We start from the raw sequence: 21,758 nt of genomic DNA, 5'->3' as shown, positions 1-21,758 counted from the left end.
CCGGCCGGCTTACGGATCCCGCGTTCCTCCACCATGCCCTTCGGCGCCCGCGCGAACGGAGGCTTCGGCACCGCTCACCGCCCATCACCGGCCCGCCGGGCCCTGGACGGCACGCCTGATCTGACCCTTCGAAAGAGACAAGGCGCTAGGAAGATTCCTCGGTCGCGACGGTCCGGGAGGTGTCCTGCCGGCGGGCGCGGTGGCCGCCGATTCCCGACTCCAGCAGCTCGAAGCCGCGCTCGGCGTGCCGTCGCAGGTCGGGGGCGATGGCGTCGATGGTCTCGCCCGCCAGCATGCGCTCGACGGCGTGGGTCATCAGCCGGTGCAGCACCGCGCTGACCTGGGCGGCCACGAACACGGGGGTGAGGTCGCCGGGATCGGCGCCGGCCTCCTCGGTGAGCGTCCTGGCCAGGGCCTTCTCCCGGGCCTCGTTCATCTCCCGCACCCGGGCGTTGAGCGACGGGCTCCGGGAGACCATGCGGGTGAAGGCGTCGCTTCCCTCGTGGAACCCGTAACGGTGGTGGCGGGCGTCGAGCGCGTCCAGGAAGTCGCGGCGCAGCGCCTCCAGCGGGCTCTCGCCGGGCCTCCGCTCCCGTACGACCCTGCTCAGCAGGTCCTCCACCTCCTCCTGCCGGTCGAAGAGCAGGTCCTCCTTGGTGCCGAAGTAGTTGAAGACCGTGTTGACCGACACGTCGGCGGTCCGGGCGACCTCGGCCACCGTCACGTTGTCGAAGCCCTTCGTCACGAACAGCCACGTGGCGATGTCGGAGATGCGCTGCCTGGTCTCCCGTTTCTTGCGCTCGCGCAGGCCCTCGCTCATGCGACTCATTCTAGGTGCCGGAACATTTTTGCAGTGACTCTAAAATTGGTGTTACTGTAAAAATGGAGGCGATCAAATGATCAAGACATCGGCACTGAGCAAGACCTTTCCCGGCGGCGTGGAAGCCGTCAGGGGCGTCGACCTGGCCGTGGAGGCCGGGGAGATCGTCGGATTCCTCGGCCCTAACGGCGCGGGGAAGACGACCACGATGCGGATGCTGACCACCCTGGTGCGTCCCAGCGGCGGCACCGCCACGGTCGCGGGCCACGACCTGCTCACCGACCCGAGGGGCGTGCGGCGGCGTATCGGCTACGTGTCACAGGGCGGCGGGACGGACCTGTCGAACCCGGTGGGGGAGGAGCTGGAACTGCACGCCACGCTGTACGGCATGCGCCGGGCCGAGGCGCGCGAACGGGCAGGGAAGGTGCTCGACCGGCTCGGGCTCACCGGCCTGAGAGAGCGGCCGGGCGGCGCGCTCTCCGGCGGGCAGCGCCGCCGCTTCGACCTCGCCTTCGGACTGGTCCACGACCCCGCCCTGCTCTTCCTCGACGAGCCCACCACGGGCCTGGACCCGCAGAGCAGGGCCGCGCTGTGGGACCACATCAGAAGCCTGCGCGACGGGCTCGGCCTCACGGTCTTCCTGACCACGCACTACCTCGACGAGGCGGACGCGCTCGCCGACCGCCTGTTCGTCATCGACGACGGCGTGATCGTCGCCCAGGGCGCCCCGGCCGAGCTCAAGGGCGGCACCGGCACCCTCGACGACGTCTTCCTGTCCATCACCGGCCGCTCTCTCAGGGACGATCCACCAGGCGCATCGGACGCATCGGACGCATCGGACGCATCGGGCTCACCGGGTTCTCCGGCCTCACCGGGAACGGGCGGCGGGCGGCGGGCGGCTCACCCGGCGGGTGGGCGGGGATGAGCGTCGTCCGCGACACCTGGCTGATCTTCCGGCACAACGTCCGGATCTCGCTGCGGCAGAAGGCCGGGATCGTCTTCGGGGTCCTGCAGCCCCTGCTCTACCTGGTGCTGTTCGGCCCGCTGTTCGTCACGATCGGCCCCTGGGAGACGCTGATCCCCGGCCTGCTCATCCAGGTGGCGCTGTTCAGCGCGGGCCTGGCCGGGTTCGGAATCGTCATGGACGCCAGGGCCGGGGTGCTGGAGCGGCTGCGGGTCACCCCGGCGCACCGCGCCTCCCTGCTGCTCGGCCGCGTCCTGGCCAGCTCGCTCACCCTGGTGATCCAGTCGATCATGCTGATCGTGGTGGGCTACGCCTTCGGCCTGCGCGCCGCGCTTCCCGGCGTGCTGGTGGCGCTGCTGATGATGATCCTGCTCGGCGTCAGCCTGGCCGCGCTGTCCAACGCGATCGCGCTCGTGATGGACCCCGAGGCGTTCGCGCCGATCATGAGCACGGCGATCGTCCCGCTGGTCCTGTTGTCCGGCGCGTTCCTGCCGATGTCGATGGCACCGGGCTGGCTGGACCTCCTGTCGCGCGTCACGCCGTTCCGCTACGTGCTGGAGGCCATGCGCGAGCTGTTCAACGGCCACTACGTGAACGGGACCGTCGGCCTCGGCGTCGCGGTGACCGTGATCCTGTCGGTGCTCTGCGTCGTCGTGGGAACCCGCGTCTTCAACCGCGAGAACTCCTGACCGCCCTTCCCGCCGATCGGCTCCCGAGGCCGCGGCGCCGTCGCCGGCCCGGAACAGGGCCCGGAGCAGGGGCCGGAGCAGGGGCCGGAGCAGGGGCCGGGCCGGAACAGGGGCCGGGTCGGAACGAAGGGCCCCGCCCGGCGGGCGCGGTGTTCAACCCGGGGGGCCGTACGGCTCGATCCTCGGGTCGGAGTAGGGGCCCCCGTCCGCCTCGGGGGCGACCCGGCGGGCGGCGGACTCGCTCACCCGCAGGCCGTACAGGCCCTGGTCGGGGTCGATGAGCACCAGGCCGTAGTCGGTGTCGACGTCCTCCTCGGGTAACTCCAGGCGCCGCATGGCCTGCGCGAGCGTCGCGTCGGGCGGGAGCCGTACGGTGATCAGGAGCATGCACTCACGCTACGCGTTTGGCGCGGCGGCGCAACGAGGCGAGCATCCCGGCGGTGTCGACGACGCCGTAGCCGTAGTCGTGGCCGAACCCGATGTCGCCGTGGTCGTCGGCGGTGCGCCGGAGCAGGGTGCGCAGCTGGGCGGGGGACAGGCGCGAGGAGGGCCACAGGGTGCGTACGGCCGCGACCAGCCCGGCGGCGACGGGGCACGCGGCCGAGGTGCCCGAGTCGGCCTCGTCGTCGCCGAAGGCCCCCGAGCCGGAGAAGTGGGTGTAGGCGCAGAGGTCGGGCTTGCGGGCGGTGAGGCGGCCCGGGCCCTGGGAGGAGTAGCCGACCCGCTCGCCCCGGACGTCGACGCCGCCGATCGACAGGACACGCGGGTGGGAGTTGGCGCCCGTGATCGGCCGGTCGGGGTACGCGCACCGGCCGTCGGGACAGTCGCGCCCGCAGTTCCCCGCGGCGAACAGCACGTCGGCGCCCGCCCGCTCCAGGCTGGAGACGATCAGGTTGAACGGGTGGGCCGGGTTGTCGGAGTAGTTGCCGGGATGGCCCGCGGGGAAGTCCCAGTCGGGGGAGAAGGAGCCCCAGCTGTTGCTGACGACCAGGGAGCGCGAGGCGGCGGGCTGGGCCTCCAGGACGGTGCGCAGGTGGGCGAAGGCCGCCACCGCGTCCGACAGCAGGCCGTCCAGCGCGCTGCCTCCGGGGCGCCGCGACAGCAGCACGGGCACGTCGATCAGCGACGCGTTCGGTGCGGCGATGAGCGCGTCGAAGGCGCACATCGTGCCGTGGTCGACGGGGAACTCGCCCGCCGTGCCCCGTACCCCCGAGGGCTTCCAGCTGCGCTGCGCGTCGAGGGCCACGGCGCGGTCGAGGCGCCGGGCCACGTGCGCGGCGTTGATGCCGGTGTCGAGCACCGCGAGCGCGACGCCCGAGCCGTCGAGACCCTCGCGGGCCAGCTCGGCGACGTTCAGCAGCCGCTCCACCTCGCGCCAGTCGCCCACCGGGGGCGTTCCGCCGCAGGTGAGACCCCGCTCGATCACCGGGTCGGCGAAGACTCCCACGACATCCGGGCGGAGCGAGGGCAGCAGGGTGATCCGGGTGGAGATCTCGTCGTCGGAGATCTCCCCGCGGACCAGGACCGAGGCCTCGTCGCCGGCGAAGGAGAACGTCAGCGGCTGGTTGAGCGAGAGGGGGTCGCCCCCGGCGACGGGAACCGGCCGGGGGGCGACGACCGGGGTGAAGGAGGGGTCCACGACGACCCCGGGCAGCGCGTCGGCGACGTCGGCGGCCGCCGGAGTGCTCACCGCGGGGTCGGCCACGGCCGCGACGACGTCGGGGGAGGGACGGAGCTGGAGCAGGACCCGCATGTGCACCACCGGGGTTCGAGGGGATCGGGCCCCACCACGTTCCTGCATCCGCCTCGATCGCGTCCAGCCGTTGAAACCACTCCCTATCCGGACTCACAGCATGTAACCCGTGCAAACGACGGGCGTGGATTTCCTTCCCTGTGCGGTTGCCGATCACTAGCGTTGGGCGTCATGACCGCAGCGGCGGAGACGACTCCATCCCCCAGCCCCGATGTCCGGCACGCACACTGGCTGAGCACGCGGCCCAGGCTGATAGTGGCCAGTGGTTTCATGCTCTTCCTGGAGCTGGCCCTGATCCGGTGGACCGGATCGAACATCGTTCATCTGAGTTACTTCACGAACTTCGTCCTGCTGGGGTCCTTCCTCGGCATCGGGCTCGGCTTCCTGCGGGTGGGACGCAGCACCCGGCAGCCGTACTACTCGCCGATCGTGCTGGCCGTCCTGGTCGTGGTCGTGTGGCTCTTCCCGGTCACCGTGGACCGCCAGACCGAGGGAGTCCTGTACTGGACGAGCCTGAGCGCGAGCGGGCCGCCCGCCTGGCTGATCCTGCCGGTGATCTTCGCCGCGGCGGCGATAGTGCTGATGGGCCCGGCCGAGCTGGTCGGGCGGTGCTTCCCCGAGCTGGAGCGGCTGGAGGCCTACCGCTACGACCTGATCGGCAGCCTCAGCGGCATCGGGCTGTTCACCGCGCTGTCGTTCCTCAGCGCACCCCCGGTGGTGTGGGGGACGATCGCCGCGATCGCCTACGCGGTGCTGCTGTGGCCCCGCAAGGTCTGGGCCCGTGCGGCGCTGCTCGTGCCGTCGCTGATCGTCGTCGGCGTCCTCGCGACGGAGTCGCTGACGGCCGGGGCGCTGTGGTCGCCCTACTACAAGGTGACCTACGTGCGCGGCTACTGGAACGACGTGCCGCTGATGAACATCGACGTCAACGGCATCCCGCACCAGCAGGCCACCCCGGCCAAGAGCCGCCTGGAGTGGGAGCGCCAGTACGCCCTGCCGTACGAGCGCGCGGCCTCCGGCAAGCTGGACAACGTGCTCATCGTGGGCGCGGGCAGCGGCACCGACGTGTCCATCGCGCTGTCGAAGGGCGCCAAGCACGTGGACGCCGTGGAGATCGACCCCAAGCTGCTCGAACTCGGCCGCTCCTACCACCCGGACAAGCCCTACTCCGACCCCCGAGTCACCACCCACGTCACCGACGGCCGCGCCTTCCTGGAACGGACCTCCGACAAGTACGACCTGATCCTGTTCGCGCTGCCCGACTCGCTCACCCTGGTGTCCGGGGCGAGCTCGCTGCGGCTGGAGAGCTACCTGTTCACCCGGCAGGCGATGGAGGCGGCCAGGGACCACCTCAAGCCCGGCGGCGCCTTCTCGATGTACAACTACTACCGCGAGACCTGGCTGGTGGACCGCCTCGGCTCCACCATGCAGGCCGCCTTCGGCCACAAGCCCTGCGTCGACATCGTCAGCGAGACCGGCCAGCAGGCGGTGATCACCGCGGGGCTCACCACCGAGGCGCAGCGGTGCGGCTCGGAGTGGGCGGGGGCGAAGGCCGACACCCCGCCGCCGGCCAGTGACGACCGGCCCTTCCTCTACCTGAAGGACCAGACGATCCCGCAGATCTACATCATCACCCTCGGCCTGATCCTCATCGTCAGCCTGCTCGCCGTCCGCGCCGTCGCCGGTCCGTACCGGCGGATGCGCCCGTACGCCGACCTCTTCCTGCTCGGGGTGGCGTTCCTGCTGCTGGAGACGAAGAGCGTCACCGGGTTCGCGCTGCTGTTCGGCACCACCTGGGTGGTGAACGCGATCGTGTTCGGCGGGGTGCTGGTCGCCGTGCTCGCCGCGGTGGAGGTGACACGCCGCTTCAGGGTGCCGTCCCTGCCGGTGATGTACGGCGTGCTGCTCGCCGGGCTCGTCCTGGCCTGGCTGGTGCCCAACTCCTGGCTGCTGAGCCTGCCGCTGCCGCTGCGCGCGGTGACCGCCGTGGTCGTGGCGTTCCTGCCGATCTTCGCGGCCAACGTGGTGTTCGCCAAGCGCTTCGCCGACTCCGCGGACGCCACGGTGTCCTTCGGCGCGAACCTGCTGGGCGCGATGGTCGGCGGCTGCCTGGAGTACCTGGCGCTGGTCATCGGCTACCAGGCGCTGCTGATCGTGGCGGGCCTGGTCTACCTGGGAGCCTTCGCCCTGCTGCCCAGGACCTCCGGGACCGTCGCGGGCGGCGGGGGAGCCGGGGGCGCCGGCGCGGTCAAGGTCGGCTGAGCCGACGGGCTCCGGGCGGCCCCGGAGCCCGGAGCCCTGGAGCCCCGGAGCTCTGCGCTCCCGGGGTGCTGAAAGTCCCGGGGGCCCGGAAAAGCGTTGTGGCCCGTCCTCCCGCGAGGGAGGGCGGGCCACCTGCGCGTGGCGACCGCGCGTGGCCGTCAGCGGCGAGGCCGCTCGCGCGGGGCGGTCAGAACCCGCAGAGCTCGTCCAGGGACTCGGCCTCGCCGTTCTGGGTGGGCGTCTGGCTCGGCTTGGCCGCCGTCGGCCTGGAGGCCGTGGGGGTGGCGGCGGGCGTCGCGCCGCTCGTGCCGGGCGAGGCCGTCGCGGCCAGGGGGCGGCGGGCGGGCTGCAGCGACCGGCGCAGCGCCCTGGCGGTCGCCGTACGGATCTTCTGCCAGTCGGGCGAGCCGGTGTAGAACTGCGGCGGCACGAACTGGAGGCTGACGATTTTGGCGTCCTTGACCTTCAGTCCCAGGTCGATGATGTGCTCCAGCAGCTCTCGGGGGATGTCGGTCTTGGCCATCTTCTTGGCCACGTTCGCGATCTTGGCGAAGTTGGTGAGCACGACCGACGGGGTGGCCTGCTGGGCGAAGGCGCCGATGACGCAGCGCTGGCGGGCCATCCGGGAGAAGTCATCGCTGCCGACGCGGGAACGCCCGTACCAGAGCGCCTCCTCGCCGGAGAGCTTGCGGTATCCGGCCTTGATGGTCCCGGCGGTGCCGTAGAGGCCGCCCCACGGGACGTCGCGCTCCACCCTGATCCTGAGGCCGCCGATGGCGTCCACGAGGTGGGCGAAGCCGAACATGTTGACCAGGGCGTAGTAGTCGATCTTCAGGTTGAGCGTGTAGCCGATGGCGTCCATGAGTGCCCGGGGGCCCCGCTGCCCGTTCTTGACCCCGGGCATCAGCTCGGGGTGGTCCTCGGCGTACTGCCAGACCTCGTTGAGCAGGCCGCCGTTGGGCAGCTCGCGCATGAAGCCGTCGGGGAACCGCTTGCCGAGCGCGGTGCCGGGCGGGAAGCGGACGTGCTGGAGGTTGCGGGGAAGGCTGAACATGGCGGTGTTGCCGGTCTCGACGTGCACGCTGGCCATGGTCATGCTGTCGGTCCGCACGCCCTCCCGGTTCCCGGCGCCGTCACCGCCGACGAGCAGGAAGTTCACCCGTTTGCGCCCGCCCCACGGATCCTCGTGCTTGACGGGGACGGCCGTGGGGTTGCTCGCGGCGCTCTCGAAGATGGCGTTGACCGTCTGCTTGCCGGTCAACGCGGTGCTCGCGGTCAGCGCGAACGGCGCCATCACCGACACGCACAGCACGCCGACCGCGACGCCCGACACGATCTGCCCCCTGCCGCTGAGCCGGTCGGGCCCGAGGGAGATGTAGGAGAAGAGCACCAGCAGGAACCAGGCGATCGCGCCGACGACGGCCAGGACCACCGCGGTCGTCAGAATGCCGTCGCGGGCCACGAAACCCGCGTTCTCCGTACCGCCGAGGGCGAACCAGCCGACCAGGGCGGACAGCAGCAGCGCACCGAAGATCGTGAGCAGGATGTATCCGGTGCGGCGGTGTCCCGACCGCAGGTGCGCCGCGCCGGGGAGGATCGCCGACAGCGCGGTCCAGCCGATGAGCGCGCCGACCGTCAGCGGCCTGGCGAACTGCGGCCGCTTCCCGGGAGGCACGGGCGGACCGGGCGGTCCGGGCGGTCCGGGGGGAGACCCGGCGGGCCCTCCGGCCTGCCCCGTCGCCTGGCCCGGTCCTGAGCCCTGGCCCGGTCCTGAGCCCTGGCCCGGCCCGGCGGTCTGGCGGCCGGGCCGGGTGCCCGCTCCGGTCTGCGAGGGAGAGGCCGTCCGCCCGTCGGGCGCGCCCTGAGGGGGGAGGGTGTCGTGCCCGTTGTGCGAGGGCTGCCCGTTGGGTACGCCGTGCGGGGGAGGTGTCTCCTGCCCGTTGATCCCCTGTCCGTTGTGCGCGTCAGGGAGGGAGCGCGCCTCCTGCCCGTTGGCGGCGCCCCGTGCGCCGGGCCGAGGCTGCGGAGGGAGCGTCCCCCGCCCGTCCGGTACGCCCTGGACCAGTTCGGGAACCGCTCGGCTCCCGTTGTGCGCGTCCCCGGCGGGAGTGTCCCGGGCCGGCGGCGTGCCGGGTGGGCCAGGGGGGATTCGCGTCTCGGCCGGACCTTGCGCGCCGCCGCGGCCCGCGGCCGGGCCTCCGCTGCGGCGCCGGGGGCGCCGTTTCCCACTGTCGCCGGCGAGATCCCCCGAGTCTTGCCCAAGGCGCATCGTCACACCGCTTCCTACTACGTTTTGCCCCGGTCTACCTGGCAAAACAGCCAAGGTTCCCCGATTGAACGGAATTTGCCAGGATTCTAGTCCCCATACCTGGACATGACAGACAGATAGCCAATCTGTGGTTAATGATCCCTTAAGTCGTGATGTCGCCTAAGACGTGGACGAGGAGGGCGCCAACCAGGTGTTGCACTGGAACGCCTTGTTCTTCTCGTAGCCCTGGCGGAACCACCGGTTGTTGTTCGCCGGGGAGCCGTGGTCACGGGGGTAGCCGGGCCAGTCGCCCACGCGGGAGTAGAAGTAGTAGAGGGTGTTGCGCCGGGCCGGGGTCACCGGGTAGCTGGCCGAGACCGAGCGCATGAACATCGCGCCGAAGCAGGTCGCCTGGAGCTCGAACCTGCGGCTCAGCGCGAGCTTCCCGCTCCGGCTGCTGGACCTCAGCGACCGCTGCCACCAGGTGTTGGACAGCCCCGACAACTGCTGCACGTGGTGCCCGTACTCGTGGGCCATCATGCTGATGACCCCGCCGTGCCAGTCGGTGATGGAGCCGTACCCGCCGGAGTTGCCGACCCCCCGCACCATCGCCCTGGTCGAGGCGTAGATGGTGGTGTTGCGCGGGCAGTAGTACGGCACCATGCTGCCCGGCGAGGGGAAGTCGCCGCAGGCGCCGCGGCCCTTCGTCGCGGTGAGGGCGTAGCCGGGCGGGCGCCAGTCCATGCCCTGCTTGCGCATGATCTGCGACCAGCCCCGGTCCATGCACTTGGACGTCCTGAGGATCAGCGCCTTGAGCTGGCTGTGGCTGTAGATGCTGGCCGACCCCGCCGGGCAGTTCACCCGGGGAAGCCCGCCGGCCCGGTAGAGCGTGTTGTTCTCCAGGCTGGTGTTGAGCGTCCGCACCTTGACCGGGGGCGTGATCGTGTCCTCCGAGATGTCGGAGGAGGCCGTCGTCCGCCGCGGCTCGGCGGACGCGGTGCGCGCGGGCTCCGCGGTGGGCGTGTACGACGGCCTGCTGTCCGCGAAGGTGGGGATCGCGATCGGCGAGACCGGGTCCGAGCGGCGGCTGTTCTTGGCCACCGCGCCCAGCACCACGAGCCCGACGAACACCAGCGCGAACACGCCGAGGATCCCGCCGACGATCGCTCCGGCACCGCCGGAGCGAGGGCGCTGCGGCTGCCACTGCGGCGGCGGGTGGGCGTGCCGCTGCCGGGGGTCCGGCGGCGGTGGCGGTGGCGGGGCCGGCTGCCCGTACGGCGCCCAGCCCCCGGGCTGCGTCGGCAGGTGCGGGTATCCCTGTCCCGGCGGCGGCGGCTGCGGAGGCGCCGGCGGGGGCGGGAAGCGCGGCGGATATCCCGGGGGCGGCGGCTGGGGGTGGCCCTGCGGTGGTCCCGGCGGGTACCCCCGGCCGGGCGGGGGCGGGGGCGGGGGTGGGACCGGCGGCCGGGAGGGAGCGGGCGGGTACCCGTATCCGGGAGGGAATCCCTGTCCTGGCGGCGACGCCGGGTGGCTCCCGTGCCCCGGCGGCGACGCTGGATGGTTCCCCTGTCTCGGTGGTGCCGGTGGATGCCCCGCCTGTCCCGGCGGGCCCGCCTGCCCCGGATACGTGGGCAGGTGCGGATATCCCTGTCCCGGTGGTGGTGGCTGCTGCTGCGGATATCCCGGGGGTGGCGGCTGAGGATGGCCCTGAGCCGTCCACCCGGGAGGTGGCTGAGGGGGTCGCCCCTGAGGTGGAGGGGGCGGTGGGGGGTGGTGCCCGTTGCCTGTCACGCTGTCTCCCCGTTGACCCGAGCGTCCGATGTGAGCTACAGGTCCGGACTTTTGCCGAATTTGGGGCGTAAGCATACTGATTTATCATCCGTCACGGATGTCGCTGCATTCGATTACATTCCGAAATCATCCGAGGTGATCTCCGCGATGTGCCGGACCGATCCAGGGCTCGTGACCTAGCTTCAAACCATGAATCTGCAGCAGCTCCGCTATGTGGTCGCGACGGCGGAGCATCGCACCATGACCGACGCGGCCAGGTCGCTGTACATCGCACAACCTGCCCTTTCCCGTGCGATCAGGGATTTGGAACGAGAGCTCGGGATGACGTTGTTCGCACGTTCCGGACGTGGCGTGGTCGTCACGGCGCAGGGACGCCGGGTGGTCAAGCTGGCCCGGGAGGCGCTCGACGCCGTCCGCGAGATCGAATCACTGTCCACGCACGGCCACGCGTCCGAGGCGGAGCTTCGCATCGCCTCGATACCCAGCCTCGAACCGGGGCTGGCAGGACGCCTCCTCCCCGCGTACACCGCCGAACATCCCGGGGTACGCATTCACATCGTCCGCTGTGACGGGCGGGACGGCGTGGTGAGCGCCATCAGGGACCAGCGGGCCGACCTCGGCCTGACGGACCTTCCCGTCCCCACCGATCTGATCAGTCATCCGCTGGAGCGCCAGGAGATCGTGCTGATCTCCCCGCCCGGCGTGGACCTGCCCGACCCGGTGCCGATGAGGAGACTCAACGGCATGCGGCTGGTGCTGCCGGTTCCCGGCAGTTCCCGGCGCCGGGAGTTCGACGCGCTCTTCGCCAAACACGGTGTGGCCCCCGTGGTGGCGACGCAGCTCGACGAGCGCGGCAACTGGCTGAGCACCGTCCGTTCGGGTACGGCCTCGATGCTCTGGTACCGGGGGATGGCCGAGCAGGCCGCCCGCGCCGGGCTCGTGGTCCGCACCCTCGATCCCTCGGTCCGCCGGGTGATCGCCATCGTTCACGCGCGACGGCGGTTGCCCGCCATCGCCCAGGAGTTCCTGTCCGTGGCCGAAAGTGGGTCGGCCGCGTAGGAGCCCCGAGGCTCATCGGTTTTCCCCAGTTTTCCCCCAGAGGCGGCGCAGGTGGGAGCGCCGTCCTCTCCGACACCGGGCTATAGGCTCGGTCTCGATGACTATCTTGCGCCTGCGCGGCCGTGAGTTCCGGCCCGGCGAGTTCGCGATCATGGCGGTGGTCAACCGCACCCCCGACTCCTTCTTCGACAGGGGAAGGACGTACGGCTTCGCGGCGGCCCTGGAGGCGGTGGACGGTGCCGTCGCGGGAGGCGCGGACATCGTCGACATCGGCGGCGTCAAGGCGGGTCCCGGCGACGAGGTCGATCCCGCGGAGGAGATCCGCCGGGTGGCAGATCTGGTCGCGGAGGTGAGGCGTCGTCACCCCCGGCTCATCGTCAGCGTCGACACCTGGCGCGCGGAGGTCGCCGAGGTCGTCGCCGAGGCGGGCGCGGACCTTCTCAACGACACCTGGGGCGGGGTCGACCCCGAGCTGGCCGGGGTCGCCGCCAAGCACGGCATCGGCCTGGTCTGCGCGCACGCCGGTCGCGTGACCCCGCGCACCCGCCCGCACCGCATCGCCTACGCCGACGTGGTCGCCGACGTCATCGGCTACACCGTCGACCTCGCCGAGCGCGCCGTCGCCGCGGGGGTGCCCAGGGAGTCGATCCTCATCGACCCGGCGCACGACTTCGGCAAGAACACCTGGCACTCCCTGGAGGTCAGCCGCCGTCTGGACGAGATGGTCGCCACCGGCTGGCCGGTGCTCGTCGCCGTCTCCAACAAGGACTTCGTCGGCGAGACCCTCGGCGGCCTGCCGGTGGACGAGCGCCACGCCGGGACCATGGCCACGCTGGCGGTCTCCGCCTGGCAGGGGGCCCGGGTCTTCCGGGTCCACGACGCCACCTCCGCCCGCGCCGCCCTGGCCACCGTCGCGAGGCTGCGCCGATGACCGTTCCGGCGACGGCGACGGCATCGGTGACGATGACGGCGCCGGTGACGACGACCGTTCCGGCGCCGGTGGCGGTGAGGGCGCGGGTGAGGGTGACGACACCCGCGCCACCCGCGACGCCGTCGCCCGGCCACCCCGACGCCGGTGCCGACGCCGGTGCCGGTGATGACGCCCGCCTCGCCTCGCGTCGCGGGCACACCTCTCCCGCGGGCGCCGCGCCCGCCGCGAACACGGACGGGAGCCCGACCCATGCCGGAAGAACTACTCGACCACCTCGTCTACGCCACCCCCGACCTGCACGCGACCGTACGGGAGATCGCCGACCTGCTCGGCGCCGAACCCGCCGAGGGTGGACGCCATGTGGGCCTGGGCACCCGTAACTACCTGCTGGGCCTGGGCGGGCACCGTTACCTGGAGATCATCGGCCCGGACCCCGACCAGCCTGATCCCGGCCTCGCCCGGCCGTTCGGCCTCGACCTGCTGCCCGGCCCGCGCCTGGTCACCTGGGCGATCCACCCGGCCGACCTCGACGCGGCCGTCGCGCGGGCCCGCGAGCGCGGGTACGAGCCGGGCGAGATCCACCCGATGTCGCGCCGCACCCCGGAGGGCGAGCTGCTGGAATGGCGGCTCACCTCCTCGCCCGACGACACCGGCGACGGCCTGGTCCCGTTCCTGATCGACTGGGGGACGACGGCGCACCCCGCCGAGCGCGGCCTGCCGGTGGTGGAGCTGACCTCCCTCACCGCCCGCCACCCCGACCCCGCGGCCGTCACCGCGGACCTGGCCGCGCTCGGGGCCGAGCTGGAGGTGGCCGCCGGTGACGAACCCCGCCTGGTGGCGGTGGTCGGCGGGGTCACGCTCTTCTAGAGCGTCGTCCCGATCGGCCGGGGAACTCTAGAGCGTCGTCCCGACCGGCCGGGGAACGGGCCGGAGCCGGGCCCGGCCTGATTCTCATCCGCAAGGACCGGCCGGCCCCGATCCGGGAGAGGAGCGGGCCGGAGGCGGCGAACCTGGAGAAGGGCGAGCCGGACCCGCTCCGGGGGTGAACGGGCCTGCTCCCGGGGGACGGACCGGACCTCCGAGCGAGAGAGGGGCCGGGCCACCCTCGGGGGGAAGGGCGGCCCGACCGCGAGGCGTGGGCGCGCCCCGCACTCCGGGAAGGTCTACTGAGAGGTGATCTTGACGTCGTCGACCCCGGCCTCCACCAGGCTCGCTCCGGAGGCGTCGGCCGCCTCCACGACGACACGGACGACCTGCCCGGCGTGGCCGGAGACGTTGGCCGTGGCGGTGGCCCAGGCGGCGGCACGGTTGGACGCGGCGCCGGTCTGGTTCAGCACGGTCGTGGTGGTCGTGCCGACCACGCGGACCCGGACGTAGTCCGCGCTGCTCGCGTTGTTCAGGTGGCCGAGGTACCAGGAGAAGGACAGCGTGAGCGTCCCGCTCGCGGGCAGCGTGATCGCCGGCGACTGCGCGCTCGTCACGCCGCCGTCGATGTCGCCGTCACCCGCGCTCGACCCGGCCGCCGCGCCGCTGACCAGACCGTACGTGCCACTGGGGGTGGTGCCGGGCTGGGTGGTCACGCCGCCGCTCGACGTCTGTCCCGGGTCGCCGCGCTCGAAGCGGCCCGTCGTGGCGGTGTCGGTGCCGCCGGGGTTGACCGTCCAGCCGCGCTCGGCCTCGAAGTCGTCGGAGTAGACCACGGTGGGCTCGGGGCCGGGTCCGGGGCCGCCTCCGACGTACAGCAGCAGGTTCGGCGATCCGGTGCCGGGGTTGGTCACCACGCCGGGCGTGGCGGCGGTGACGATCGTGTCGCGGACCTGCGCCGGGGTGGCGGCGGGGCTGCCGCTCAGGACCAGCGCCGCCGCGCCCGCGACGTGCGGGGAGGCCATCGAGGTGCCGTTGATCGTGTTGGCGGCGGTGTCGTTCGTGTTCCAGGCCGAGGTGATGCCCGAACCGGGGGCGAACAGGTCCAGGCAGGTGCCGAAGTTGGAGTAGGACGCGCGGGCGTCGGCGCTGGTGGTGGCGCCCACCGTGATCGCGGCGGGGAGCCGCGCGGGGGAGCGGGTGCACGCGTTGGTGCTCTCGTTGCCCGCGGCGAGCGCGTACACGACGCCGGAGGCGATGGAGGTGGAGACCGCGGTGTCGAGTGCGGTGCTCGCGCTGCCACCCAGGCTCATGTTGGCCACGGCGGGTTTGACCGCGTTGGCGGTGACCCAGTCCACGCCCTCGATGATGATCGAGGTGGAGGTGCTGTTGCCGCAGCCGAACACCCGTACGCCGACCAGCGTGACGGCCTTGGCGATGCCGTACTGGCCGCCGCCGACCGTTCCCGAGACGTGGGTGCCGTGGCCGTTGCAGTCGGCCACGTCGTTGTCGTCGTCGTAGACGTCGCGCCCGGCCTGCGCCCGCCCGCCGAAGTCGGAGTGGGTGACCCGGATGCCGGTGTCGATGATGTAGGCGCGCACGCCGGAACCGTTGTTCGGCGCGCTGTAGGTGCCGTCGAGCGGCAGGTTCCGCTGGTCGACCCGGTCCAGGCCCCACGAGGACACGGCCTGGCCGACCAGGGTGAACTCCTGGTCCTGCTCTACGTAGGCGACGTCGGGCCGCGCGGCGATCCGCCGGGCCTGCTCCTCGCTCGCCCGGACGGCGAAGCCGTTGATGGCACGCTGGTAGACGGCGCTGACCTGCGCGCCCTCGCCCTCGGCGACCTCGCGTGCCCTGCGTTCGCGGTCGACGCGGCTGAACCGGCCCTTGAGGACCACGATGTAGCTGTCGGGGAGCGCGGTCGCGCTGTCGGCCTTGACGATGGAACCGGTGGATCCCGTGGATCCCGTGTGCTGCCGCGCCGAGGCCGGGGTGACCGAGACGAGGGCGAGCAGGAGTGCGGCGGTGATCGAACCCGCTAATCGGAGGGCGGGGGTCTTGCTCATGTTCGCGGACCTCCTGGAGGGGTGGGCCCGGCATCCCGGTCGGGGATCCCGGGCGGCGGTGGAGCGTCCCCATCGTCAGCCAGCGTGATATTTACTGCAATATCGTGACAGAGGTAAACCAATTTGTTATGTGGTCGTCCGCGGGTGGCCGGGAGCGGACGGCGGCGGTCAGGCGTAGATGACGGAAAGGAAGCGGATCAGGATCGCCTCCCGCCGGTCGGCGGGGAGCGCGTCGAGAACCGCGTTGACCACGGCCATCTCCGGCTGCCCGGAGCCGCCCAGGTCCACCCCGACCGCCGCCGCCAGCTCGCCGAACGCGGCGTCGTCGAGCGCGTCCAGGTCCAGGCCCGCCACCAGCTCCACCAGCCCCTCCGGCAGCTCCGCGGGCCCCCGCTCGCGGGCCGCCTCCGTGGCCTCCGCGATCACCTCCAGCATCGCCTCGACGCCCCGCAGGGTCACCCCGGTCACCGTGATGTGGATGTTGGCCGGGATGCCCGCGTAGGACAGCTGCGGTTGCAGGAACCATCCGCGCTTCCTGGCCTCGTCCGACAGCACGAACACGTCCACCCCGTCCGCGTCCTCCGTGGAGCCGAAGGCGATCAGCGCCGACTCCGGGTCGCCGAGCACCCGCAGCCCGGGGATCTTCGCGATGCCCTCGCGGAGCTCGCGGGCCGCCGCCAGGGTGGTGCGGCCGAGCTCCAGGTAGCCCTCCCGGCCCAGGGCCTGGAAGGTGGCCCACGCGCCGCCCAGCGGGCCCGCGGACTTCGAGCTCTGCACGGTGGCGTTGATCACCGTGTAGCCGGGCCACGACGCCGAGGCGAAGTACGCCCTGCGCCGCAGCGCCGGGTCGGCGAACAGCACGACCGAGGCGCCCTTGGGCGCGTACCCGAACTTGTGCAGATCGCAGGAGAGCGACGTGACCCCGGGAACCGACAGGTCGAAGGGCGGGACCTCCGCCCCGGCCTCGCGCAGCCACGGCAGCAGCCACCCGCCCACGCAGGCATCCACGTGGCAGAGCACGCCGCGCGCGGCGGCGATCCCGGCGATCTCGGCGATCGGGTCGATCACGCCCTGCGGGTAGGACGGCGCCGAGGCGACCACCAGGACGGTGTCCTCGGTGATCGCGGCCTCGACGTCCGCGGGGGAGGCCCGGAACGTCACCGGGTCCACCGGCACGGCGTCCACCACGACTCCCAGGTAGTGCCCGGCCTTGTGGAAGGCGGGGTGCGCGGTCACCGGCACCGCCATCCGGGGGCGGCCCGCCGTCTCGCGGGAGTCCCGCGCGGCCTTCACCGCCAGCATGATCGACTCGGTGCCTCCGCTGGTGAAGATGCCCGACCCCCCGCCGAGCTGCTCGGCGACCGCGCCGACGACCTGCTTCTCCATCTCCACCACGCTGGGGAAGGCCGTCGGGTCGAGAGTGTTGACCTCCAGCATCTCGAAGTAGGCCCTGGCGGCGGCCTCGTGCACCTCGGGCCGTCCGGTGTCGTAGACGTACGCGGTCACCTTGCCGCCGCGTACCGGCAGGTCGTCCTGCTTGAGGCGGGCGATCTCGGCCAGCAGTTCATCGGTGCTGCGGCCCTTGTCAGGCAGGCTCATCGGTCTCCTCGGGGGTACGGCTCGCGCGGGCCGGAAGGACGCGGCCCGCAAGGGCCGCCGGGGAAATGCCAGCATCACACGAAATAACACGAAATCGTGCCGTACGGAGATCCGGTGGCGCGCACCGGCCCGGCATACGGGAGGGGGCCGGGAACCGGGCGGAGGCCAGGGCGGGGGGTCAGAGCGGGGGCGGAGGCCAGGATGGAGATGGGGAGCCGGGCGGAGGTCAGGGCAGGGGCGGGGAGCCGGGCAGGGGCGGGGAGCCGGGCAAGGCGGCGACGCGGTGCACCATGGGAGGGGAACTCGGGATGGGCGAGACACAGGTCGAGGTAGTGGTCGACGATCCGGTGGATCACCAGCGCCGCCTGCTCGGGGGCCGCCGTGGACGCCCCCTCCATCGCCTTGTCCAGGGACGCCCGATCGATGCGGTACGCGTGCTCCATGATCTCCAAATAGAGCTCTCGCTTGCAGCCGAACTCCGCGCCGAACGCCTCGACGCTCAGCCCGGCGGCCTCGACGATCTGGCTCGTGGACGTGCTGTCGTACCCCAGCGCGGCGAACAGGCCGGTGGCGACCCGCAGGATAAGCTCCCGCCGGCTGTCGTCAACGGAAGTCATGAGTGTGACGCTAGGTCCCGATCGACCCCCGGCCAAGCGGATGAATCACAAGCCTCGGTCAAGATAGCGGAAGCCGTACGACCGCGCGGAGGCCCGGGGAGGCGTCCTCCAGGTGGACGGCGCCGCCGTGGGCGTGGACCGTCTCGCGCACGATGGCCAGGCCCAGCCCGGCTCCGCCCTCGTCGCGGCTGCGCGCGCTGTCCAGCCGGGTGAACCGGTCGAACACCCGCTCCCGGTCGGCCTCGGGGATGCCCGGCCCGTCGTCGGTGACGGTCAGCACGGCGTCGGCTCCCTCTGCCCGCAGCTCGACCACCACGGGGGCGGAGGTGTGCCGCAGCGCGTTGTCGACCAGGTTGACCAGCACCCGGCTCAGGTCCAGCGCGTCCCCGGTGACCCTGACCGGCCCGCCTCCCGGTCCGTTGCCCGGCCCGCGCTCCGGTCCGTTGCCCGGCTTGCTTCCCGGCCCGCTCCTCGGTCCGCCGGCCGTGCCGGGTGCACTCCTCGGTCCGCTTCCCGGTCCGCCGGCCCTGCCGGGTCCGTTCCTTGGTGCGGCGGCCGTGCGGGGTCCGCTTTCCGGCCTGTCGCCGGCCGTGCCGGGTGCGCTCCCCGGTCCCCTCTTCGGTTCGCCCGCGATCCGCACCTTGACGGCCTCGCCGTACCGCTCGACGGTCTGCGCGACCAGCTGGTCCAGCTCCACCGGTTCCCCCCGCGCGGGCGTGCCGCCGCGCTCGTCCAGCCGGGCCAGCGAGAGCAGGTCCTCGGCCAGCCTGGACAGGCGCATGGTGTCCTCCAGCACACCCTCGGCCGTCTCCCGCCAGTCCTGCCCCTCGGGGTGGCCGAGCGCCACCTCCAGTTGGAGCCGGATGCTCGCCAGCGGGCTGCGCAGCTCGTGCGCCGCGTCCGAGACCAGGGCCCGCTGCCGGACACCGGCCTTCTCCAGCCGGGCCAGCATCGCGTTCAGCGTCGTGGCCAGGCTGTGCACCTCGTCGCGTGCCTCGGGCACCGGCAGGCGGCGCGAGCGGGCGGTGTCGGTGATCTCGTCCGCGCCCCGGCGCAGCGCCGCGATCGGCCGCAGGGTCCTGCCGATGATCACCCAGCTGGCTCCCGCGAGCAGGATCAGCAGCAGCGGCGTACCGATGACCAGCACGTGCCCGGCCGTGGAGACACTGGTCTGCACCTCGCTGAAGGGGCGCGCCGCGATCACCGTCTGCCCCCGGTCGGCGCTGAGCACCCGGACCCGGAGCATGTGCGGGATGCCGTACGGCTTCCCGTCCAGGAAGCGCGCCTCGCCCATGCCGATCGCCGCCGCCCGCTCCCCGGCGCCCAGCAGCGGCACCAGCCTGTCGGTGCCGGTGGTCGTGTGGGTGATCCGTCCCGTGCCGTCGATCACCTGCAGGAGCGTGCCGTCAGGTGAGGTCATCTCGTCGGGCAGCCGCCCGGCGTCGGCCAGCGAGACCGTATCCCTGGCCCGCTGGTAGATCGAGTCGTCGATGGTGGCCAGCAGCGCGTTGCCGAGCACGGTGATCATCACGTAGGCCGAGACCACCAGCGCCACCGCCAGCACGGCCGAGGCGACCGCCGTCAGCCGGAAGCGCAGGCTCTTGCGCCGCCACCGGCCGACCGCGCGCCCTCCCCCGTGCGCGGCCGCGCCGGCCGGGGAGGCCGTGCCGGCGGAGGACGCGGTGTCGGCGGGGGAGGCCGTTCCGGTGGGATGTCCCGCGTCCGCCCCGGCGGCGGGCCTGTCCCGGGGGGCCAGGGGATCCCGGCGGGCCCGGGGGGCCGGATCAGCCGCCATCGCCGGCCAGCCGGTATCCCGCTCCCCGTACCGTCTGCAGCGCGTTCCGGGAGAACGGTACGTCGATCTTGCGCCGCAGGTAGCCGACGTAGACCTCGACCACGTTGGGATCGGTGTCGAAGGTGTCCCAGACGTGCTCCAGGATCTCCGTCTTGGAGACCACCTCGTCATGGTGGCGGATCAGGAACTCCAGCAGCGCGAACTCCCTGGGCGTCAGCTCGATCGGCGTCTCGCCCCTGGTGACCCGCCGCCGCGCCGGGTCGAGCGCCAGGTCCCCGGCCCTCAGCACGGACGGGCGCCGGTTCGCCCCGCGCCTCAGCAACGCCCTCAGCCTGGCCACCAGCACCACGTACGAGAACGGCTTGGTCAGGTAGTCGTCGGCGCCGAGGTCGAGCCCGTCGGCCATGTCGTACTCGCCGTCCTTGGCCGACAGCATCAGGATCGGCACCCAGTTCTCCTCGGCCCGCAACTGCTTGCAGACGTTGTAGCCGGAGATCCTGGGCAGCATGATGTCCAGCACCACGACGTCGTACTCGCCGTGTCGGGCCTGGTGCAGGCCGTCCTCCCCGTCGTGCGCGAGGTCGACCGCGAACCCCTCGGCCTGCAGGCCACGCTGAAGGGCGGCCGCCATCCTCCGCTCGTCCTCCACGACGAGAACCCGCATGTGACCGCCCCTTTCACCACCCGTCGCCACCTGGACGTGCCCATCCTCGACCACCCTGCCTGAGAGGCGGCTGAGAAGCCTGTGAGCCCTCTCAGTCTGTCTCAGCTTCGGCACAGGACCTGTCACGCAGTCTGCTGTTGACAGGGATCGACGGCATACCGTGGAGGAATGAGATGTCTGAGCAAGCGAGACGGGGCCGCGCGGTGAGGTGGGCCGTGCCGGTCGCCGCGATCGCGCTGGTCGCCGGAGCCATCGGAGCCGGGCCGGTCATCGCCGCCGTCCAGGGGGATCCCACGCTGCCCGAGCGCACCGCGGAGCAACTGCTGGCGAGCGCCGCCCAGGCGAGCCGGAGCGGGTTGAAGCCCATGTCGGGCACCGTCATGCAGACCGCCTCGCTCGGGCTGCCCGGACTGCCCGGCGTGCCGGGCGTGGGCGGATCCTCGCCCGCCGCCCTGCTGGCGGGCTCGCACGAGCTCAAGGTCTGGTACGGCGGGGAGGACAGGTTCCGCTTCGCCCTCCCCGGACGGATGAGCGAGACCGACCTGATCGTCAACGGCGACCAGGTATGGCTGTGGCAGAGCGACGTCAACAAGGCCACCCGCGTCAAGGCGGGAGGCGCCGAGGGCCTCGGAGAAGGCAAGCCGGGCGTCGGCACCGGCGACGCGCACAAGGCGCTGCCCACGGCGACCACACCCCAGCAGCTCGCCCAGGAACTGCTGGGACGGATCGGCGCCGACACCGTGGTCAGCGTGACCAACACCGAGAAGGTCGCCGACCGCGCGGCCTACCAGCTCGTCCTCGCGCCCAAGGACACCTCGTCCCTGGTCAAGGAGGTCAAGCTGGCGCTGGACGGGGAGACCTTCGTCCCGCTGCGGATCCAGGTGTACGCCAGGAGCGCGGCCGAGCCCGCCTTCGAGGTCGGCTTCACCTCGGTCACCTTCACCCCGCCCGCCGCGGAGAACTTCACCTTCACCCCGCCCGCCGGGGCCAAGGTCGAGGAGGCGTCGATCGGCGAACTCTCCGGGGAGCACGGCGCGCGGCGGGACGAGAAGCTGAAGGAGGGTCAGGAGATCAGGGAGAAGGCCAGGACCGTCGGTACGGGCTGGACCACGGTCGCGGTGATCCCCGCCTCCGAGATGGCGAAACTGGCCTCGGCACCCCAGAGCGAGGGCCCCGCGGGGCAGGGCTCGGGACAGGACGCCGCCGCGGTCACCGAGACCCTGCTGAGGTCGGCCAAGCCGATCAGCGGCACGTGGGGCAGTGGCAAGGTCATCCAGACCAAGCTGGTCTCCGCGCTGCTGACCGACGACGGCCGCCTGCTGGTCGGCGCCGTCACCCCGGAGAAACTGTCCGAGGCGGCCGGTCAGAAGTGAGCCCGGCGCCGGGAGCCCGACGCCCCCGCACGGGGCGGCGTCGGGCTCCCGGCCAGGGTCCGGAGGCCAGGGTCCGCGGCCGAGGTTCACGGCCGAGGTTCACGGCCGAGGTTCACGGCCGAGGCTCCCGGCCGAGGCTCCCGGTCAGGGTCCGCGGCCGAGGCTCCCGGCCAGGATCCGGCGGTCAGGGTCCGCGGCCGAGGCTCACGGTCATGGTCCGGCGGCGTGAATCGGGGACGCCGTCCGGGCCACGCACGACGTTC

General features: G+C 72.3%; 17 protein-coding genes. 7 read left to right on the top strand and 10 right to left on the bottom strand.

Translation table 11 applies throughout. The annotated features are described in order from the left end of the window. Positions 1-145: 145 nt before the first annotated feature. On the bottom strand, positions 146-820 hold the full coding sequence (locus tag AB0F88_RS14780; RefSeq protein WP_362682685.1) for a TetR/AcrR family transcriptional regulator: 675 nt from the start codon (positions 818-820) through the stop codon (positions 146-148). Positions 821-896: 76 nt separating this feature from the next. Between AB0F88_RS14780 and AB0F88_RS14775 the strand changes: the two genes are divergently transcribed. Both AB0F88_RS14775 and AB0F88_RS14770 read left to right on the top strand, forming a co-directional pair. Then, complete coding sequence (locus tag AB0F88_RS14775; RefSeq protein ID WP_362682682.1) at positions 897-1,745, top strand: ATP-binding cassette domain-containing protein; 849 nt, start codon at positions 897-899, stop codon at positions 1,743-1,745. Then, positions 1,742-2,473, top strand: a complete 732-nt coding sequence (locus AB0F88_RS14770; RefSeq protein WP_362682679.1) for an ABC transporter permease — start codon at positions 1,742-1,744, stop codon at positions 2,471-2,473. Before AB0F88_RS14775 ends, AB0F88_RS14770 begins: the two co-directional genes overlap by 4 nt. 153 nt (positions 2,474-2,626) lie before the next feature. Here AB0F88_RS14770 and AB0F88_RS14765 read toward each other — a convergent pair whose 3' ends face one another. Both AB0F88_RS14765 and AB0F88_RS14760 read right to left on the bottom strand, forming a co-directional pair. Beyond that, positions 2,627-2,860: a hypothetical protein gene (locus AB0F88_RS14765; RefSeq protein ID WP_362682676.1), complete on the bottom strand. Its 234-nt coding sequence runs from the start codon at positions 2,858-2,860 to the stop codon at positions 2,627-2,629. 4 nt (positions 2,861-2,864) lie between these two features. Further along, positions 2,865-4,226: a S8 family serine peptidase gene (locus AB0F88_RS14760; RefSeq protein WP_362682673.1), complete on the bottom strand. Its 1,362-nt coding sequence runs from the start codon at positions 4,224-4,226 to the stop codon at positions 2,865-2,867. A 171-nt stretch (positions 4,227-4,397) separates the two neighbouring features. Between AB0F88_RS14760 and AB0F88_RS14755 the strand changes: the two genes are divergently transcribed. Further along, entirely contained in the window at positions 4,398-6,488 is a 2,091-nt protein-coding gene (locus AB0F88_RS14755) for a spermidine synthase (protein ID WP_362682670.1), read from the top strand. 187 nt (positions 6,489-6,675) lie between these two features. Here the strand turns inward: AB0F88_RS14755 and AB0F88_RS14750 are convergent, their stop codons facing one another. Both AB0F88_RS14750 and AB0F88_RS14745 read right to left on the bottom strand, forming a co-directional pair. Then, entirely contained in the window at positions 6,676-8,163 is a 1,488-nt protein-coding gene (locus AB0F88_RS14750) for an LCP family protein (RefSeq protein WP_362682667.1), read from the bottom strand. Between the two features lie 753 nt (positions 8,164-8,916). After that, complete coding sequence (locus AB0F88_RS14745; RefSeq protein ID WP_362682664.1) at positions 8,917-9,879, bottom strand: neutral zinc metallopeptidase; 963 nt, start codon at positions 9,877-9,879, stop codon at positions 8,917-8,919. Between the two features lie 837 nt (positions 9,880-10,716). Between AB0F88_RS14745 and AB0F88_RS14740 the strand changes: the two genes are divergently transcribed. The 3 genes from AB0F88_RS14740 to AB0F88_RS14730 all read left to right on the top strand — a co-directional run bounded on the left by AB0F88_RS14740 (position 10,717) and on the right by AB0F88_RS14730 (position 13,384). Further along, positions 10,717-11,586 carry a LysR family transcriptional regulator gene (locus AB0F88_RS14740; protein WP_350966547.1) on the top strand — a complete coding sequence of 290 codons (870 nt, stop codon included), beginning with the start codon at positions 10,717-10,719 and terminating at the stop codon, positions 11,584-11,586. A 97-nt stretch (positions 11,587-11,683) separates the two neighbouring features. Then, the gene (folP, locus tag AB0F88_RS14735; RefSeq protein ID WP_362682660.1) at positions 11,684-12,517 is read left to right on the top strand and encodes a dihydropteroate synthase; all 834 of its coding nucleotides are present in this window, start codon (positions 11,684-11,686) and stop codon (positions 12,515-12,517) included. Positions 12,518-12,766: 249 nt separating this feature from the next. Next, positions 12,767-13,384 (top strand): VOC family protein, encoded by a 618-nt coding sequence (locus tag AB0F88_RS14730; RefSeq protein ID WP_362682657.1) that lies wholly within the window; start codon positions 12,767-12,769, stop codon positions 13,382-13,384. Between the two features lie 296 nt (positions 13,385-13,680). Here the strand turns inward: AB0F88_RS14730 and AB0F88_RS14725 are convergent, their stop codons facing one another. The 5 genes from AB0F88_RS14725 to AB0F88_RS14705 form a co-directional block, all read right to left on the bottom strand. Further along, complete coding sequence (locus AB0F88_RS14725; RefSeq protein ID WP_362682654.1) at positions 13,681-15,447, bottom strand: S8 family peptidase; 1,767 nt, start codon at positions 15,445-15,447, stop codon at positions 13,681-13,683. A 168-nt stretch (positions 15,448-15,615) separates the two neighbouring features. Then, positions 15,616-17,046 (bottom strand): aspartate aminotransferase family protein, encoded by a 1,431-nt coding sequence (locus tag AB0F88_RS14720; protein ID WP_362682651.1) that lies wholly within the window; start codon positions 17,044-17,046, stop codon positions 15,616-15,618. A 74-nt stretch (positions 17,047-17,120) separates the two neighbouring features. Beyond that, the gene (locus tag AB0F88_RS14715; protein ID WP_362682648.1) at positions 17,121-17,663 is read right to left on the bottom strand and encodes a TetR/AcrR family transcriptional regulator; all 543 of its coding nucleotides are present in this window, start codon (positions 17,661-17,663) and stop codon (positions 17,121-17,123) included. Positions 17,664-17,721: 58 nt separating this feature from the next. Next, positions 17,722-19,458 (bottom strand): ATP-binding protein, encoded by a 1,737-nt coding sequence (locus AB0F88_RS14710; RefSeq protein WP_362682645.1) that lies wholly within the window; start codon positions 19,456-19,458, stop codon positions 17,722-17,724. Beyond that, on the bottom strand, positions 19,448-20,122 hold the full coding sequence (locus AB0F88_RS14705) for a response regulator transcription factor (protein ID WP_362682642.1): 675 nt from the start codon (positions 20,120-20,122) through the stop codon (positions 19,448-19,450). The genes AB0F88_RS14710 and AB0F88_RS14705 overlap by 11 nt, the downstream gene beginning before the upstream one ends. A 173-nt stretch (positions 20,123-20,295) precedes the next feature. Between AB0F88_RS14705 and AB0F88_RS14700 the strand changes: the two genes are divergently transcribed. Next, positions 20,296-21,495, top strand: coding sequence for a DUF2092 domain-containing protein (locus AB0F88_RS14700; RefSeq protein WP_362682639.1), 1,200 nt, complete (start codon positions 20,296-20,298; stop codon positions 21,493-21,495). The last annotated feature ends 263 nt before the right edge of the window (positions 21,496-21,758 follow it).

Source organism: Streptosporangium sp. NPDC023963 (assembly GCF_040639135.1).
Classification (GTDB): Bacteria; Actinomycetota; Actinomycetes; order Streptosporangiales; family Streptosporangiaceae; genus Streptosporangium.
This window is presented reverse-complemented; position numbering and strand designations above follow the sequence as displayed.

Coding starts and splice junctions, on each gene's coding strand:
- AB0F88_RS14740 (WP_350966547.1), top strand. CDS start 10,717: ATGAATCTGCAGCAGCTCCGCTATGTGGTCGCGACGGCGGAGCATCGC.
- AB0F88_RS14775 (WP_362682682.1), top strand. CDS start 897: ATGATCAAGACATCGGCACTGAGCAAGACCTTTCCCGGCGGCGTGGAA.
- AB0F88_RS14780 (WP_362682685.1), bottom strand. CDS start 820: ATGAGCGAGGGCCTGCGCGAGCGCAAGAAACGGGAGACCAGGCAGCGC.
- AB0F88_RS14770 (WP_362682679.1), top strand. CDS start 1,742: ATGAGCGTCGTCCGCGACACCTGGCTGATCTTCCGGCACAACGTCCGG.
- AB0F88_RS14700 (WP_362682639.1), top strand. CDS start 20,296: ATGTCTGAGCAAGCGAGACGGGGCCGCGCGGTGAGGTGGGCCGTGCCG.
- AB0F88_RS14730 (WP_362682657.1), top strand. CDS start 12,767: ATGCCGGAAGAACTACTCGACCACCTCGTCTACGCCACCCCCGACCTG.
- AB0F88_RS14760 (WP_362682673.1), bottom strand. CDS start 4,226: ATGCGGGTCCTGCTCCAGCTCCGTCCCTCCCCCGACGTCGTCGCGGCC.
- AB0F88_RS14705 (WP_362682642.1), bottom strand. CDS start 20,122: ATGCGGGTTCTCGTCGTGGAGGACGAGCGGAGGATGGCGGCCGCCCTT.
- folP (WP_362682660.1), top strand. CDS start 11,684: ATGACTATCTTGCGCCTGCGCGGCCGTGAGTTCCGGCCCGGCGAGTTC.
- AB0F88_RS14765 (WP_362682676.1), bottom strand. CDS start 2,860: ATGCTCCTGATCACCGTACGGCTCCCGCCCGACGCGACGCTCGCGCAG.
- AB0F88_RS14710 (WP_362682645.1), bottom strand. CDS start 19,458: ATGGCGGCTGATCCGGCCCCCCGGGCCCGCCGGGATCCCCTGGCCCCC.
- AB0F88_RS14720 (WP_362682651.1), bottom strand. CDS start 17,046: ATGAGCCTGCCTGACAAGGGCCGCAGCACCGATGAACTGCTGGCCGAG.
- AB0F88_RS14755 (WP_362682670.1), top strand. CDS start 4,398: ATGACCGCAGCGGCGGAGACGACTCCATCCCCCAGCCCCGATGTCCGG.
- AB0F88_RS14715 (WP_362682648.1), bottom strand. CDS start 17,663: ATGACTTCCGTTGACGACAGCCGGCGGGAGCTTATCCTGCGGGTCGCC.
- AB0F88_RS14725 (WP_362682654.1), bottom strand. CDS start 15,447: ATGAGCAAGACCCCCGCCCTCCGATTAGCGGGTTCGATCACCGCCGCA.